Origin of the sequence: Streptomyces sp. NPDC050842, assembly GCF_044456565.1 — a bacterium.
Taxonomy (GTDB): Bacteria; Actinomycetota; Actinomycetes; order Streptomycetales; family Streptomycetaceae; genus Streptomyces.
Window position 1 is genome coordinate 48229 of record NZ_JBITGA010000012.1, and the last position, 15951, is coordinate 64179.

Consider the following 15951-nt stretch of genomic DNA (forward strand, 5'->3'; position numbering starts at 1 on the left):
TGAGATCTGAGGAACACGTGCGCCGACTTGCCGGCCTTCTCGTCGTCCCGCTGCTGCTGCTCTCGACAGCGGCGTGCGGCAGCGACGACAAGGGCTCCGATTCCGCCTCGATGAAGAACGGACTCCCCGCCATCACCGCGGGTGAGAAGTTCGGGGAGAAGCCGACCCTCGCCAAGGGCGAGGGCAACCCGCCCAAGGAACTCAAGGTCAACGTCATCAGCGAGGGCGACGGCCCGGTGACGAAGAAGGGCGACGCGCTCTCGGTGAACTACCTGGGCCAGGCCTGGGACTCCACCACCCCCTTCGACAACAGCTTCGACCGCGGTCAGCCGTTCAGCGTCACTCTCGGTGAAGGCCAGGTCATCAAGGGCTGGGAGCAGGCCCTCGAAGGGCAGAAGGTCGGCAGCCGCATCGAGGTAGGCATCCCGCCGGCGCTCGGCTACGGCGAGGCCGGCTCGCCGCCGAGCATCAAGCCGAACGCCACCCTCGTCTTCGTCGTGGACATCCTGAAGGCCGTCACGATCCCGAAGTCCGCCACCGGCACGCCGGTCGCGCAGGAGAACAAGGACCTGCCGAAGGTCGGGACGAACACCGACGGCAAGGCGCCCACGCTGACGGTTCCCAAGGTCGACCCGCCGACCAAGCTCGTCTCGAACTACGTGCTCGAGTCCAAGGGCGAGGCCGTCAAGGCGACCGACACGGTCGTCGTGAACTACGTCGCCGCCCTCTGGAAGGACGGCAAGGTCTTCGACTCGACCTACACCACCGGCAAGCCCGCGAACTTCCCGCTCGCGCAGCTCACGCTGAAGGGCCTCAAGGACGGTCTCGTCGGCAAGAAGGTCGGCAGCCGCGTCCTCATCGTCGCCCCGCCGTCCGAGGCGTTCGGCGACAAGGAGCAGCAGGGCATTCCGAAGAACTCCACGCTGGTGTTCGCCGTGGACATCCTGACGAAGATGTAAGACTGTCCCGATCGCGTAGTTCATCAGTATGAGGAGCAGTTCAGTGAGCATCGAGAAGCCCGAGGTCGACTTCCCGGGCGGCGAGCCGCCGAAGGACCTGAAGATCAGGGACATCTGGGAGGGCGACGGCGCCGAGGCCAAGGCCGGCGCCACCGTCCGCGTCCACTACGTGGGCGTCGCCTTCTCCACCGGCGAGGAGTTCGACTCCTCCTGGAACCGCGGCGAGCCGCTCGAGTTCCGGCTCGGTGTCGGCCAGGTCATCTCCGGCTGGGACCAGGGCGTCCAGGGCATGAAGGTCGGCGGCCGTCGCGAGCTGATCATCCCCGCCCACCTCGCCTACGGTGACCGTGGCGCCGGCGCCAAGATCGCCCCGGGCGAGACGCTGATCTTCGTCTGCGACCTGGTCGCCGTCTGATCGGTCGTGTCCGACCGGTGAGGTCATCCGAGGGCCCCCGCCATCCACGGCGGGGGCCCTCGGCTTTTGTCCCGACACTCCGGGGCGGTACGGTCGGACGTCCGACAAGTGGATCCGGCAAAAGAGGTGCGGGGCGTCGATGGCGATTGCCAAGTCCGAGCGGCTGATGAATCTCGCGCTGTGTCTGCTCGGGACGCGCCGCCCGCTGAGCAAGCGCGAACTCCGCGGCTCCATCGAGGCCTACCTCGAAGCGAGCGGGGACGACGCCTTCAACCGGATGTTCGAGCGCGACAAGGACGACCTGCGCGAGCTGGGTCTCGTCATCGAGACCGTCGAGAACCTGGAGGGCGAGACCGGCTACCTCGCCCGCCGCGACTCCAACCGGCTCCCGCCCATCACCCTCGACGCCGAGGAGGCCGCCGCGCTCGGCCTCGCCGCCAGGGTCTGGCAGCAGGCCCGGCTCGCGGGTGCCGCCAGCGGCGCCCTCCAGAAGCTGCGCGCCGCCGGCATGCCCGAGGCGGAGGACTCGTACGACGTCCAGCCCAGCGCCCTCGAACCCCGCATCCCGGTGCACGAGGCCGCCTTCGAGCCCCTCATGCTGGCCTGCCGCGACCGCAGGCCCGTCGTCTTCGACTACCGCAAGGCCAACGCCGCCCGCCCCGAGACCCGCCAGGTCGAGCCCTGGACCCTCGAATGCTGGCGCGGCCACTGGTACCTCGCGGGCTGGGACCGGGACCGGGGCGCCGAGCGCGTCTTCCGCCTCTCCCGGATCACCGGCAAGGTCCGCTCCCGGGCCGGCGCCTTCACCGCGCCCGTGCCCGACGTCGTCACCGTCCGCGAGACCGTCGAGAGCTGGGCGGGGGAGACCGCCACCCGCTCCGCGCGGATCCGGCTGCGCGCCGGCTGCGGCTACCCGCTGCGGGCCCGCGCCCAGTCCGTGGAGGTGGGCGACGACGGCTGGGACGAGCTGGAGATCCCGTACGGGCACGGGCTCGACGCCTGGCTGGTCGAGTTCGGCCCGGACGTCGTCGTACGGGAACCCGCCGATCTGCGGGCGGATGTACTGGACCGGCTGCGCGCCGTGGCCAAGGGCTGAGGGGGAGACGTACCGCATGGCTGCCAACGCGATCGACCAGACGAGGCGGATGCTGTCCCTCGTCACGTATCTCCGTGAGCGCCCCGGCGCCCACGTCGCCGACGTCGCGCGCGCCTTCGGGATCACCGAGGACGAGCTGATCTCCGACCTGGACGTGCTGCCCATGTGCGGCACCAGCTTCCGCGGCGGCGATCTGCTCGACATCGACACCGACGGCGACCGGATCTGGTGGCACAACCCCGACGACGTCGCCGCGCCGCTGCGGCTCGCCGCCGACGAGGCGACCGCCCTCCTGGTCGCCGCCCGTGCCGTCGCCACCCTGCCCGGGCTCCGCGAGAGCGACCGGGACGCGCTGGTCCGCGCCACCGCCAAGCTGGAGGCCGCGGCCGGCGAGGCCGCCGGCGCCAGCTCCCGGCTCTCGGTCACCTTCGAGTCCGAGGGCGGCGTCTTCGCCGAGGTCGACCGGGCGATCTCGGAGCGCAGGCGGCTGTGGGTGCGCTACTACTCGCCCGCGCGCGACGAGCTCACCGAGCGCGAGGTCGACCCGATCCGGCTCTTCGCCGTCGGCCACACGTACATGGAGGCCTGGTGCCGGCTCTCCGAGGCGCGCCGCACCTTCCGTCTCGACCGGGTCGTCGAGATCCGACTCCTCGACGAGCACGCCGCGCCGCCCGAGCTGGAACTGCGCGATCTCTCCGAGGGGCTGGTCCAGCCCTCCGCCGACGATCCCGAGGTCGTGGTCGAGGTCGGCCCCGGCGGCCGGTGGGTCGCCGAGTACTACCCGCACGACCGCGCCGACGAGCTGCCCGACGGCGGCCTGCGGATCACTCTGCGAACTCCGGACCCGGCCTCGCTGCGGAGGCTCGCCCTCCGGCTGGGCAGCGACGGGCGGATCGTGGCGCCGCGCGAGCTCGCCGACAGCGCCCGGGAGGCGGCGACCGCCGCACTCGCCGCGTACGAGGGCGTGTGACGCTCTCCGCTGCGAGAACGCTGTTGCTGACGTAGTTGCCGAACCGGTCGTCGCCTGACCGGTCGTCGCCGAACCGGTTCTCGCCGAACCCGGTGGTTGCCGAACCGGATGTTGCCGTAGGGAAACGAGGGAGATGTCCGTCATGCCTGGTCTTGCTGCGACGATGGCCCCGGTCCTCTTCAAGGCCGCCTGCCCCGACTGCCGCTCCCGCTTCGAGCTCTCCGCGAGCGCCCTGCGCCTCGCCATCGGCGCCAGCCGGCGGACCACCTTCTACTCCTTCACCTGCCCCGAGTGCGGCAGCTCCGTCCGCAAGCCCGCGGGCGAACGCATCGTCGAACTCCTCACCGGCGGCGGCGTCCGCACCCTACGTCTCCACACCACCGTCTGAACGACCCCTACCCGCTCAAGGTCTAGGCTCTGCCCATGTTCTGGCCCATGCTCGCCATCGCCCTCGGCTTCCTCGGCATCGCCGTCCTCGGCGTTCTCGGCATCAAGGTGTTCCTGGAGGTCCAGCGCCTCGGCCGGCAAGTGGCCCGCACCACAGAACGGATCACCCAGGCCGCCGAAGAGCTCGAAACGGCCGCCGTGGGACTGGCCCGAACCGGCGAGTCACTGCGCTGAGTCGGTGCCGTACGCTGCACGAAGCGGCCTCGGTCCGGGGTCGCGGGACGCAATCGGGAGTATGCACGGGCATTGCCTCGCGTTTACTCCTGCGGGTTACGATCGCAGGCAGCGCGGTGGCCGGACGCTTGTCCGACCCGCCGGGCACGCACTCCAATGTCGCCTCGGTGAAGAAGGTAAAAGCTATGGGTAGGCTCGGCCCCACCGAGATCATTCTCATCCTCGTCGTCATCATTCTCCTGTTCGGCGCCAAGAAGCTCCCGGACATGGCCCGCTCGCTGGGCAAGTCGGCCCGCATCCTCAAGAGCGAGGCCAAGGCGATGAAGTCGGACGACCAGCAGAGCGCCCCCGCCGACCCGCCGCACGCCGGAACCGGAGCGCAGGACGCGCAGCCCGCGCCGCGCACGATCCAGGCCGCTCCCGGCGACGTGACCAGCTCGCGTCCCGTGACCGAGCCCTCGGACACCACCAAGCGCTGACCCGGTCCGCCGCGGCCGCCGCACCGTGCGGCGGCTGCCGCACGAGATGAGGACGTGGGTTGCCCAAGTCTGCCCGCAAGCAGGAGAAGGATCCCGAGGGTCGGATGCCCCTCGTGGAGCACCTGCGTGAACTCCGCAACCGCCTGGCGAAGGCTCTCCTCGCCATCACCGCGGTGACGATCGTGGCCCTCGTGTACAGCGAGGAGCTGATGCAGTTCCTGTCGGATCCGGTGCCCAAGTGCCCACCGGGCGTCACCAGTGACGGCGGCAACTGCGCGGAGGTCGTCTTCAGCACGCTGATGGCCCCCTTCAGCACGACGATCCAGCTGTCGCTGACCGCGGGCCTCGTCATCGCCAGCCCCGTCTGGCTCTACCAGCTATGGGCCTTCGTCGCGCCCGGACTGCACAAGAGCGAGAAGAAGTACACGTACGCCTTCGTCGGCGCGGCCGTGCCGCTGTTCTCCGCCGGCGCCTACCTCGCGTACCTGATCCTCCCCATCAGCGTGAAGGTGCTCATCAGCCTCACGCCCGCCGGCTCGGCGAACCTCCTCTCGCTCGGTGACGTCCTCGACTTCACCCTGCGCATGGTGCTCGTCTTCGGTCTCGCCTTCGAGCTGCCGCTCGTCCTGGTGATGCTCAACCTGACCGGTGTCCTCACCGGCCGCCGCATGGCCGGATGGTGGCGCGGCGTGATCATGGGCGTCTTCGTCTTCGGCGCCGTCATCACCCCCACCACCGACCCGATCGGCATGATCGCCCTCGCGGGGCCCATCACGATCCTGTACTTCGGTGCCGTCGGCTTCTCGCTCCTGAACGACCGGCGGCGCAAGCGCAACAACCCCGACGCCGCTCTCGACGACGACGAGGCCTCCGAACTCGACCTCACCCCCGAGGCCGTCGGTGCCATCGAACCCGTCGGCGCCGCGCGGGCCCTGCCCGAGCAGGCGACCGGGCCGGGGGAGACCGGGGGATCCGTCGCCCACCGGGTCAACGGTTACGACGACATCACCTGATCTTGTAGGGTCCCCCCAGACTCCGTCCGGGGGGACCCCCACATGACCAGCGACATCACTCTCCTCGTCAACCCCACCGCCGGCCGCGGCCGGGGCGCCCACGCCGCGCAACCCGCCGCACGGGCCCTCAGGGACGCCGGATTCTCCGTCCGCACCCTCCTCGGGCACGACGCCGACGACGCCCTGCGGCGCGCCCGCGAGGCCGTCGACGCGGGGACCGGTGCCCTCGTCGCCGTCGGCGGCGACGGCATGATCTCCCTCGCGCTCCAGGCGGTCGCGGGGACCCGGACGCCGCTCGGAGTCATCGCCGTCGGCACCGGCAACGACTTCGCCCGCACCCTCGGCCTGCCGGTCCGCGCCCCGGCGGCGGCCGCCCGCGTCACCGCCGAGCTCCTCAAGGGCGCCGGCGGCCACGCGATGGACCTCGGGCGGATCACGGGGCCCACCACCACCCGCTGGTTCGGCACCGTCCTCGCCTCGGGCTTCGACTCCCGCGTGAACGACCGCGGCAACCGCATGCGCCTCCCCGCCGGACGCTTCAAGTACGACCTCGCGATCCTCGCCGAACTCGCGGCCTTCCGGCCCGTCCCCTACCGGCTGACCCTCGACGACGGGCGGGTCGTCGAGACCGACGCGACCCTCGTCGCCGTCGGCAACGGCACGTCCTACGGCGGCGGCATGCGCATCTGCGCCGATGCCCGTACCGACGACGGACTCCTCGACGTCACCGTCGTCGGCGACTGTTCCCGCGCCACGCTGATCAAGGTGTTCCCCCGCGTCTACCGCGGCACCCACCTCGACCACCCGAAGGTCACCACGTACCGCGTCCGCTCCCTCACGCTCGACGCCCCCGGCATCACCGGCTACGCCGACGGCGAGCCCCTCGGCCGGCTGCCCCTCACGGTGGAGTGCGTCCCCGGCGCCCTGCGCGTGCTGGCGCCTCCCGCGCCCCCGGGAGCATTGCCCCGATAAAGATCGCGTCACTGTCAGAGGCGGCGGGTAGGCTCGATGACAAGATGACAGAGGACCTCACACCAGCCGAAGCGTACGCAGCCGCGCTCGCCCGAAATGCCGAGCAGCGGACCGCGCTGGCCCCCTTCCGCGAGATGTACGACTTCGACCTGGACCCCTTCCAGATCGAGGCGTGCCAGGCCCTCGAGTCGGGCAAGGGCGTGCTCGTCGCCGCGCCAACGGGCTCCGGGAAGACCATCGTCGGCGAGTTCGCCGTCCATCTCGCCCTCAGCCAGGGCCGCAAGTGCTTCTACACGACGCCCATCAAGGCGCTGTCGAACCAGAAGTACGCCGACCTCGTCAAGCGTTACGGCGCGGACAGGGTCGGCCTGCTCACCGGCGACAACAGCGTCAACGGTGACGCGCCGATCGTCGTCATGACCACCGAAGTCCTCCGCAACATGCTGTACGCGGGGTCACAGGCCCTCTCCGGCCTCGGCTACGTCGTGATGGACGAGGTGCACTACCTCTCCGACCGCTTCCGCGGCGCCGTCTGGGAGGAAGTGATCATCCACCTCCCCGAATCCGTCACGCTGGTGTCACTCTCCGCGACCGTGTCCAACGCCGAGGAGTTCGGCGACTGGCTCGACACCGTCCGCGGCGACACCGAGGTCATCGTCTCCGAGAGCCGTCCCGTACCGCTCTGGCAGCACGTCCTGGCCGGACGCCGGATGTACGACCTCTTCGAGGAGGAGACCGACCACGGCGGCCGCGGCTCCGCGCGCCGCGAGGTCAACCCCGACCTCGTCCGCCTCGCCCGCACCGAGAACTCGACGTACAACCCGCGTGACCGGCGCCGCGGCAAGATGATCCGTGAGGCGGACCGCGAGCGCGAGCGCCGCCAGCGCTCCCGCATCTGGACCCCCGGCCGCCCCGAGGTCATCGAGCGTCTCGACGCCGAGGGGCTCCTGCCCGCCATCACCTTCATCTTCAGCCGCGCCGGCTGCGAGGCCGCCGTCCAGCAGTGCCTCTACGCCGGGCTCCGCCTCAACAACGAAGAGGGACGTCTGCGCGTCCGCGAGATCGTCGAGGAGCGGACCGCCTCCATCCCCACCGAGGACCTCCACGTCCTCGGCTACTACGAGTGGCTCGAAGCGCTGGAGCGGGGCATCGCCGCCCACCACGCCGGCATGCTCCCCACCTTCAAGGAGGTCGTCGAAGAGCTCTTCGTCCGCGGCCTCGTGAAGGCCGTCTTCGCCACCGAGACGCTCGCCCTCGGCATCAACATGCCCGCGCGGTCCGTCGTCCTGGAGAAGCTCGTCAAGTGGAACGGCGAGCAGCACGCCGACATCACGCCCGGCGAGTACACCCAGCTCACCGGCCGCGCCGGCCGCCGTGGCATCGACGTCGAGGGCCACGCCGTGGTCCTCTGGCAGCGCGGCTTCGACCCGGGCCACCTCGCCGGGCTCGCGGGCACGCGCACGTACCCGCTGCGGTCCAGCTTCCGGCCCTCGTACAACATGGCGGTCAACCTCGTCGACCAGTTCGGCCGCCACCGCTCCCGCGAGCTCCTCGAAACCTCCTTCGCCCAGTTCCAGGCCGACCGCTCCGTCGTGGGCATCTCGCGCCAGGTCCAGAAGAACGAGGAGGGCCTGGAGGGCTACCGCGAGGGCATGACCTGCCACCTCGGCGACTTCGAGGAGTACGCGCGGCTCCGCCGCGACCTCAAGGACCGCGAGACGGAACTGGCCCGGCAGGGCGCCGCGCAGCGGCGCGCCCAGGCGGCCGGCTCGCTGGAGAAGCTCAAGCCGGGCGACATCATCCATGTCCCCACCGGCAAGTTCGCGGGACTCGCCCTCGTCCTCGACCCCGGCATCCCCGCGGGGCGGACCAACGGCCACCGGGGCTTCGAGCAGCACGACGGACCGCGTCCGCTCGTCCTCACCGCGGAGCGGCAGGTCAAGAGGCTCGCCTCCATCGACTTCCCGGTCCCCGTCGAGGCGCTCGACCGCATGAGGATCCCCAAGTCCTTCAACCCGCGCTCGCCGCAGTCCCGCAGGGATCTCGCGTCCGCGCTGCGGACCAAGGCCGGGCACGTCCATCCCGAGCGTCACCACAAGCAGCGCGCGGCCGCCGCCGACGACCGCGAGATCGCCCGGCTGCGCACCGCGCTCCGCGCCCATCCCTGCCACGGCTGCGACGAGCGCGAGGACCACGCCCGCTGGGCCGAGCGCTACCACCGCCTCCAGCGCGACACGCACCAGCTGGAGCGGCGCATCGAGGGCCGTACCAACACGATCGCCCGGACCTTCGACCGGATCGTCGCGCTCCTCACCGAGCTGGACTACCTGCGGGCCGACGAGGTCACGGACAACGGCAAGCGGCTGGCCCGGCTCTACGGCGAGCTGGACCTCCTGGCGAGCGAATGCCTCCGGGACGGTGTCTGGGAGGGTCTCACCCCGCCCGAACTTGCGGCCTGTGTCTCGGCGTTGGTGTTCGAGTCGCGCCAGGCCGACGACGCCGTCGCACCGAAGCTGCCCACGGGCAACGCCAAGGCGGCGCTCGGTGAGATGGTCCGGATCTGGGGCCGTCTCGACGCCCTTGAGGAGGAGTTCAAGATCAACCAGGCGGAGGGGGTCGGGCAGCGCGAGCCGGACCTCGGCTTCGCCTGGGCCGCCCACCAGTGGGCCTCCGACAAGAGCCTCGACGAGGTGCTCCGCGAGGCGGAGATGCCCGCCGGTGACTTCGTCCGCTGGTGCAAGCAGGTCATCGACGTCCTCGGACAGATCGCCGCCGCGGCGCCCAAGGAGAACAGCACGGTCTCCAAGAACGCCCGCAAGGCCGTCGAGTCGCTGCTGCGGGGTGTCGTCGCCTACAGCTCGGTGGGCTGACGGCTCCGGTTCCTTCAGGCCAGTGCCCGTGGCGATCACGCCACGGGCACTGGGCGTTCCGTCCCCTGTGAGCATGGTTGTCCACAGGGCGTTGTCCACAGGGGTGGCGCCCGGGTCGGCCCTTCCGCTTGCATGGACTCGCACACGGGGAAGGCCAGTTGGGGAGGGGACGCACATGACCACGCAAGCCGGTCAGGACGCCGGGACACACGGCGACCCGGCACAGCCGACACCGGGTAACCGCCGCCCGGCCATCGTCGAAGGCCCCCGGGGTCTGCCCCTCCTCGGGAACCTGCCCGCCTTCGGCAAGGACCCCCTCGCCTTCTTCGAACAGCTGCGGGAGCGCGGCGACTTCGTCCGCTGGCGCTTCGGACGCGGCCCCGCCCTCTTCATCGCCCACCCCGACACCGTCGGCGAGCTCCTCACCGAGGTCGAGCGCACCTTCGACCAGCCCGACCTCGGCATCGCCTTCCGCACGCTCCTCGGCAACGGGGTCGTGGTCGCCAAGGGCGCCGACTGGCGGCGCAAGCGCTCCCTCGTCCAGCCCTCCGTCCGCCCCAAGCAGGTCCGCTCCTACGCGGCGACGATGACGGAATGCGCCGTCGCGCTCGCCGACCGGTGGACCGACGGACAGCACATCGACATCAAGAAGGAGATGGCCGCCCTCACCCAACTCATCGCCGTCCGCACCATCTTCGGCGTCGACACCGCCGCCGATGCCGAGGCCATCGGCCGGGCCATGGACATCGCCCAGCAGGAGATCGGCGCCGAGTTCAGCGGCATCGGAGCGCTCCTGCCCGACTGGGTTCCCACACCCGGGCGCGCCCGCATCAAGCGCGCCACGGCCGTCATCGACGCCGAGGTCTCCCGGGTCGTCTCCCGGCACCGCGACGGCGACACGGAGCGCCCCGATCTCCTCAGCCGCCTCCTCGCCGCCCGGGACGAGACCGGTGCCCGTCTCTCCGACCAGGAGATCCGGGACGAGACCGTCACCCTGTACATCGGGGGCCACGAGACGACCAGTTCGACGCTCGTCTGGGCCTGGCACCTGCTCTCCCGCAACCCGCGCGTCCGCGACGCCCTCGCCGAGGAGGTCGACCGGGTCCTCGCCGACCACGAGCCCGGCTACGACGACTACGCCTCCCTCCCGTACACCCAGGCCGTCGTCAAGGAGACCCTGCGTCTCTACCCGACGATCTGGCTCATCACCGGCATCGCCAAGGAAGGCGCCACCCTCGGCGGCGAGCCGGTCCCCGTCGGCACCCGCGTCTGGTCCAGCCAGTGGGCCACGCAGCGCGATCCCCGCTGGTACGGCGACGCCGACGCGTTCCGCCCCGAGCGGTGGCTCACCACCGAGGACGGCGAACCCGCCGAGGAGATACCCGAGTACGCCTGGTTCCCCTTCGGCGGCGGACCCCGCGTCTGCCTCGGCACCCGCTTCGCGCTCGTCGAGGCGGTCCTGGTGCTGGCGGTTCTCGCCCGCCGCTACCACCTGGACCTCACCACCGACGACATACGCCCGGTCCCGAGTCTCACCCTCCAGCCGGACCGAGAGGTCCTCGCCACGGTCCGCGCCCGGAGCTGACGTCCCGACGTATCGTCACCGGATGCCTGAAGACTCCGAGAAGTTCGACACCGCGATGACCACCTGGCAGGAGTGGCAGGAGGCCCCCTGGGGCCGCCTCCGCTACGCGGTCGCCGAGGCGAACCTGATGCGGCACCTCGACGGCCCGGACGGTGGGCGCCCCCTGCGGGTGCTCGACCTCGCGGGCGGGGACGGAGGGGACGCGCTGCGCCTCGCCGCCCGCGGACACCACGTCACGGTGGTCGACTACGCACCGGCCATGCTCGCCGCCGCGGCCGAACGCGCGGCGGCGGGCGGCCTGTCGGAACGGATGACCTGCGTCCGCGCCGACGTGACCGCCCTGTCGGCCGACCTCGCGGCCGGGGAGTTCGACGTGGTGCTGTGCCACAACCTCCTGCAGTACATGGACGACGTCCCGGCCACCTTGGCCGGGGCGCTCGCTCCCCTGAAGGACGGAGGACTGTTCTCCCTGATGGCGATCAACCGGCACTCGGCGCCCCTGAACATCGCCGTCCGGGAGATGGACCCGACGGCTGCCCTGGCCGCACTCGACAACGACCGGCTCCTGACCAGGATGTTCGACGCGCAGCTGACGCTCCACACGGCGGAAGAGGTCATCCCGGTCCTCCGGAACCTCGGATGCGGGGACGTACAGCACTACGGCATCCGCGCCTTCTGCGACTACATCACCGACGACGCACGCAAGTACGACGAGGAGTACTACGCCGACCTGGAGCGCCTGGAACTGGCCACCACGGCACGACACCCCTACCCACACACGGCCCGCCTCTTCCAACTGACAGCCCGAAAGCGGACGGCCTGACCCGGGCGCCGGCTGTCCGTCAGGGCCGGGTCCTCCACCTCACCGACGCGGAGATCCCGGTCGCCGGTCCCCGCTTCCGCTCTGCTCCGTCAGCGCCTTCGCCAGATCCCGCAGATCGTCGGCGCGCAGGATCCGGCCGCCTGATCCGGGGAGGGGAACGTGCAGCGTGGAGGTCCAGCGGGAGGGGACGGCGTCGGGGCCGTACACCGCGCCTGCGAGCATGCCGGTCACGGCCGCCACCGTGTCGGTGTCGCCTCCCAGGTCCACCGCTGCGGCGAGGGCCTGCTCGAAAGAGCCCGTGGTGCGCAGCGCCCACACCGCCGAGCCCAGGCAGGGCCAGACCGCGCCGTTGAACTCGGTGGCGTCGTCCGGGTGCCAGGCGGGAGCGAGGACCGTCGCCCAGCGCTCCCGGTGCTCGGGGGCGACTTCGGCAAGGGTGGAGGGGAGCGCGGCGACGGGGTCCTCCCCGAGGAGAGCGACCCGGACCAGCTCGTGGAGGATGGCCGTCCCCTCCCAGGCCGCGCCGTCCCCGTGCGTCAGCGCCGCGATCCGCCGACCGGCGTCCATCGTCTCCGCCCGGCCGCGCGCGGCGAAGTAGACGGCGGAGGTCGACGCCCGCATCAGCGAACCGTTCCCCGCGGCACGCCCGTTGATCTGGAAGTGCATCGCCGCCGCGCTGTCCCACGGGTCGCCGCCGAGCAGGACCTGCTCTGTCTGGAGGCCGATGTCCTTCGGGTCGGCCGCTGCCCAGCGGCGGAACCGGTGGAAGACGTCCGGTAGATCGAGACCACCGTGTTCGAGGAGCGACTCCCCGACGAGAACGGCCATCTGCGTGTCGTCGGTGGCCTCGCCCGGATCCCAGCCGCCGCCTCCGCACAGCTCTCCGACGCCGTCCGGGAAGCGTTCGCGGAAGACGCCGGCAAGCCCGAACTCGAAGGGTGCGCCCAGCGCGTCGCCCACCGCGGAGCCCAGGACGGCTCCCACGGCGCGGTCGGTGTTTCGCATGGGGGGAGATTAGTCCGCGGCCCGGGTCTTCCAGGCTCGGGCCGCCAGGAAGATCGGGAGGGCGAGGGGGGAGAGGAGGATCGTCAGGAGGAGGAGAGGGGCCATCAGGTAGGGGGAGAGAGCGAGGCGGCGGGCTTCGCGGTACATCCATTGGCCGAGGAGCAGGTCCCAGGCGAGGATCTGGGCCCAGATCGCGCCGGCGCCGTTCGCGAGGGCCGCCAGATCGCGGAAGGTGTCGATGTCGGGGCTGCTGACCGCCGTCCACAGTTCCGGGAAGACGGGGGCGGCCAGGACGGCCCAGACCGTGAGAAGCGGGAGGACGGTCAGCGGTGAGGCGGCGACGCGTTCGGTGACCCGCCAGTTCGGCGCGACGATCATCAGGAGCCAGACGGGTGCCGCGAGGAAGAACGTCAGCTCGAAGAGGAAGCCGGTCATGCCGGGACCTCCTCGGAGGGGGCAGGGGCAGGGGCAGGGGCAGGGGCAGGGGTGGGGGTGGGTGAGGGGGCGGGGGTGCGGAGGGGGAGTGCGGTGGCGGCGGCGCCGAGCAGGGCTATCGCTCCCGCGGCGGCGAGTGTCGTGCCGTCCGGTGAGAACAGGGCCTGGCCGCGTAGCGCCTGCCAGGTCAGCAGGGCGAAGGTCGCCGCGTACATTCCCGCGGCTATGAGGGTGAGCCGGAGGCGGAACCGTTCGTCGGCGAGCCGGGCGAAGCGCGGTGCGAGAGCGGTCAGGACGATCAGGAGCAGCGGGAGCAGCTGGAGCGCGTGCATGCCGAAGAAGTGAGGGATGCGCAGGTCGCCGCCGGTGGTCGACCAGCCGGTCAGCGCCATCGTGGGGCCGCCGTCCGGCACGCCGACGCTGTGGGCGCCGACGATGGGGGAGTCGTCGACCGCCAGCTGTTCCGGGGTCGGACCCGACATGAGGAAGCCCACGGCGGCGCCCGCGAGGGCGATGAGTGAGGAGAGGCGGACGGCCCAGGCGGTGGCGCGGTCGAGGATCCGGGCGCGCAGCAGGAGCACCGCGATGACCAGGGCGCTCAGCCACAGGACGGCGATGGTGCCTCCCATGATCTGGAAGACGGCGTTGTCGAAGGGAGTCGCCTGGTTGAAGTGGCTCTGGGTGCCGCGGACCACCTGGAGGGTGATGAGCGCCATCTCGGCCAGCAAGGCGACGGCGACGACGGTTCCGGCCCACCAGCCGACGCGGTGGGCGCGCTGGGACGGAGCGAGCAGGGAGAGCATCCAGGCGAGCGAGAGCGTGTAGGCGAACAACGCGACCGAGAACTTGAACGGCTTGGACCAGATCGGCACGCCGACCAGCATCCGGTCGTCGACGGCCAGGCCGACGGCGGAGACGAGCGCGAGGACGACCATCGAGCCGGCGAACCAGACCAGCGGTCGGTGCAGTCGGGCGAGTGACCGGAGCGAGGAGGTGCTGAGCGAAGGCCTGCTGAGTAGGGACATATGGATCCCCCCGTGGGAAAGTATGGATAGTGGCACTCGCCACTATCTGATAGCGCCACTATCTATGATGGGAGTGTCGGTCGGCAAGGCCGTTGGAGGACGGGAAGGGTGAACACGCGGTGCGCATCGGAGAATTGAGTCGCAGGACCGGGGTGTCCGTGCCGACGATCAAGTTCTACGTACGGGAAGGGCTGCTGCCGGCCGGTGAGCTGACGAGCCCGAATCAAGCCTCGTACGGGGAGACGCATGTCCAGCGCCTGCGCCTGATCCGGGCGCTCCTCGACGTGGGCGGCCTGTCGGTCGCCGGGGTCCGCGACGTGATCGTGGCGGTCGACGACCCCGAGCGGCCGGTGCACAAGGTGCTGGGCGCCGCGGCGAACCGGATCGTGCCGCGCTACGGCCGTGAGCAGGACGCCGGGATCGAGGAGGCGCGGAAGCGCGTCGCGGAGCTGATCGCCGCGCGCGGCTGGAGCGCCCATCCGGACGACCCGGCGGGGGAGGCGCTGGCGACGGCCCTCGCGGCACTGGAGGACGTCGGCCACGGCGGCTTCGCCGAGGTCCTGGACACCTACGCGGACGCGGCGGAGCGTGTGGCGAAGGCGGACCTGGAGTACGTGGCGCACCATGTGGCGCGCGAGGAGCTCGTGGAGAGCGTCGTCGTCGGCACGGTCCTCGGCGACGCGATCTTCGCGGCCATGCGGCGGCTGGCCCACGTGGACGCCTCGAACCGCGTCTTCGGCCGCGCGACGTAACGCGGAGGGGGGTGGGGGCCTCGGCCCCCACCCCCCTCTCATGCGCTCAGCGGCTCACTTCTCCTGCTCGCGCTCCACCTGGTCGTTCCAGTCGCGCTTGATCGCGCGCCACGCCTCGTCCGTCTTCCCCAGGCGCCAGTACCCCGAGATCGACAGCCGCTCGCGCGCCACCCCGCGCTCCATCCGCAGGTGCCGGCGGAGGTCCTTCACGAAGCCCGCCTCGCCGTGGACGAACGCGTGGACGTCGCCCGCCGGGAATTCAAGGGCCCGCACGGCCTCGACGACGGCCTCGCCCGCCGGACGGTCGCCCCGGTGCAGCCAGGTGACGTCGACGCCCGCGGCCGTCGCGAACTTCTGCTCCTCCGCTGCGTCCGAGATCTCCACGAAGGCGTGCACCCGCGCCCCCGCAGGCAGCCGCTCCAGCGCCACCGCGATCGCCGGCAGCGCGCTCTCGTCGCCCGCGAGCAGGTGCCAGTCCGCCGCCGGGTCCGGCGTGTAGCCGCCGCCCGGGCCGAGGAAGCGCACGGTCTCGCCCGCCTGGGCCCGCGCCGCCCAGGGGCCCGCGAGGCCCTCGTCGCCGTGGACCACGAAGTCGACGGTCAGCTCGCGGTGGACCGGGTCCCAGGCCCGTACCGTGTATGTCCGCGTCGTCGGCCACTGCTCCCGGGGGAACTCCTCCCGGATCCGCTCCATGTCGAACGGCTCGGGGTAGGCGACCCCCTCGGGCGCGAACAGCAGCTTCACGTAGTGGTCGGTGTACTCGCCGACCTCGAAGGCGTCGAGACCGGGACCTCCCAGCACGACCCGCACCATGTGCGGGGTGATCCGCTCGGTGCGCACCACGCGCGCTTCGGTGGCCTTCGGTGCCTTGCGGGCCGGCTGCTCTGCCACGAGGGGCTCTCCTGACTCGACGAACTTAGGTATGCCTAAG

At 71.3% G+C, this 15951-nt stretch carries 17 protein-coding genes; 13 read left to right on the forward strand and 4 right to left on the reverse strand.

Annotated features, from left to right (window positions below):
• The first annotated feature begins 17 nt into the window (after positions 1 to 17).
• From ACIBG6_RS32970 to ACIBG6_RS33025, 12 genes are all read left to right on the forward strand, one after another.
• A complete protein-coding gene (locus ACIBG6_RS32970; protein ID WP_399226396.1) occupies positions 18 to 959 on the forward strand; it encodes an FKBP-type peptidyl-prolyl cis-trans isomerase in 942 nt (313 codons plus the stop codon).
• A 43-nt stretch (positions 960 to 1002) separates the two neighbouring features.
• A complete protein-coding gene (locus tag ACIBG6_RS32975) occupies positions 1003 to 1374 on the forward strand; it encodes an FKBP-type peptidyl-prolyl cis-trans isomerase (RefSeq protein ID WP_399226397.1) in 372 nt (123 codons plus the stop codon).
• A 139-nt stretch (positions 1375 to 1513) separates the two neighbouring features.
• Positions 1514 to 2470 (forward strand): WYL domain-containing protein, encoded by a 957-nt coding sequence (locus ACIBG6_RS32980; protein WP_329624407.1) that lies wholly within the window; start codon positions 1514 to 1516, stop codon positions 2468 to 2470.
• A 16-nt stretch (positions 2471 to 2486) separates the two neighbouring features.
• On the forward strand, positions 2487 to 3440 hold the full coding sequence (locus ACIBG6_RS32985; RefSeq protein ID WP_141298678.1) for a YafY family protein: 954 nt from the start codon (positions 2487 to 2489) through the stop codon (positions 3438 to 3440).
• 142 nt (positions 3441 to 3582) lie between these two features.
• On the forward strand, positions 3583 to 3828 hold the full coding sequence (locus ACIBG6_RS32990; protein ID WP_376314629.1) for a hypothetical protein: 246 nt from the start codon (positions 3583 to 3585) through the stop codon (positions 3826 to 3828).
• A 35-nt stretch (positions 3829 to 3863) separates the two neighbouring features.
• The gene (locus ACIBG6_RS32995) at positions 3864 to 4061 is read left to right on the forward strand and encodes a hypothetical protein (protein WP_024755464.1); all 198 of its coding nucleotides are present in this window, start codon (positions 3864 to 3866) and stop codon (positions 4059 to 4061) included.
• A gap of 185 nt (positions 4062 to 4246) precedes the next feature.
• Complete coding sequence (tatA, locus tag ACIBG6_RS33000; RefSeq protein ID WP_024755463.1) at positions 4247 to 4540, forward strand: Sec-independent protein translocase subunit TatA; 294 nt, start codon at positions 4247 to 4249, stop codon at positions 4538 to 4540.
• Positions 4541 to 4644: 104 nt separating this feature from the next.
• Positions 4645 to 5553, forward strand: coding sequence for a twin-arginine translocase subunit TatC (tatC, locus tag ACIBG6_RS33005; RefSeq protein WP_399226606.1), 909 nt, complete (start codon positions 4645 to 4647; stop codon positions 5551 to 5553).
• Positions 5554 to 5595: 42 nt separating this feature from the next.
• On the forward strand, positions 5596 to 6525 hold the full coding sequence (locus tag ACIBG6_RS33010) for a diacylglycerol kinase (protein WP_399226400.1): 930 nt from the start codon (positions 5596 to 5598) through the stop codon (positions 6523 to 6525).
• A 44-nt stretch (positions 6526 to 6569) separates the two neighbouring features.
• Positions 6570 to 9395 (forward strand): DEAD/DEAH box helicase, encoded by a 2826-nt coding sequence (locus tag ACIBG6_RS33015; RefSeq protein ID WP_399226401.1) that lies wholly within the window; start codon positions 6570 to 6572, stop codon positions 9393 to 9395.
• 175 nt (positions 9396 to 9570) lie between these two features.
• Complete coding sequence (locus tag ACIBG6_RS33020) at positions 9571 to 10980, forward strand: cytochrome P450 (protein WP_399226402.1); 1410 nt, start codon at positions 9571 to 9573, stop codon at positions 10978 to 10980.
• Positions 10981 to 11002: 22 nt separating this feature from the next.
• Entirely contained in the window at positions 11003 to 11803 is an 801-nt protein-coding gene (locus ACIBG6_RS33025) for a class I SAM-dependent methyltransferase (RefSeq protein ID WP_399226403.1), read from the forward strand.
• 39 nt (positions 11804 to 11842) lie between these two features.
• On the opposite strand, the gene ACIBG6_RS33030 is transcribed toward ACIBG6_RS33025, so the two are convergent.
• The 3 genes from ACIBG6_RS33030 to ACIBG6_RS33040 are packed head-to-tail and all read right to left on the reverse strand — an operon-like array spanning position 11843 to position 14178.
• The gene (locus tag ACIBG6_RS33030; RefSeq protein ID WP_399226404.1) at positions 11843 to 12808 is read right to left on the reverse strand and encodes an ADP-ribosylglycohydrolase family protein; all 966 of its coding nucleotides are present in this window, start codon (positions 12806 to 12808) and stop codon (positions 11843 to 11845) included.
• A gap of 9 nt (positions 12809 to 12817) precedes the next feature.
• Complete coding sequence (locus ACIBG6_RS33035) at positions 12818 to 13243, reverse strand: ABA4-like family protein (RefSeq protein ID WP_399226405.1); 426 nt, start codon at positions 13241 to 13243, stop codon at positions 12818 to 12820.
• A complete protein-coding gene (locus tag ACIBG6_RS33040) occupies positions 13240 to 14178 on the reverse strand; it encodes a hypothetical protein (RefSeq protein WP_399226607.1) in 939 nt (312 codons plus the stop codon). Before ACIBG6_RS33040 ends, ACIBG6_RS33035 begins: the two co-directional genes overlap by 4 nt.
• A 209-nt stretch (positions 14179 to 14387) precedes the next feature.
• Between ACIBG6_RS33040 and ACIBG6_RS33045 the strand changes: the two genes are divergently transcribed.
• Positions 14388 to 15020 carry a MerR family transcriptional regulator gene (locus ACIBG6_RS33045; protein ID WP_399226406.1) on the forward strand — a complete coding sequence of 211 codons (633 nt, stop codon included), beginning with the start codon at positions 14388 to 14390 and terminating at the stop codon, positions 15018 to 15020.
• 54 nt (positions 15021 to 15074) lie between these two features.
• On the opposite strand, the gene ACIBG6_RS33050 is transcribed toward ACIBG6_RS33045, so the two are convergent.
• The gene (locus ACIBG6_RS33050; protein ID WP_399226407.1) at positions 15075 to 15911 is read right to left on the reverse strand and encodes a siderophore-interacting protein; all 837 of its coding nucleotides are present in this window, start codon (positions 15909 to 15911) and stop codon (positions 15075 to 15077) included.
• Positions 15912 to 15951 lie beyond the last annotated feature (40 nt).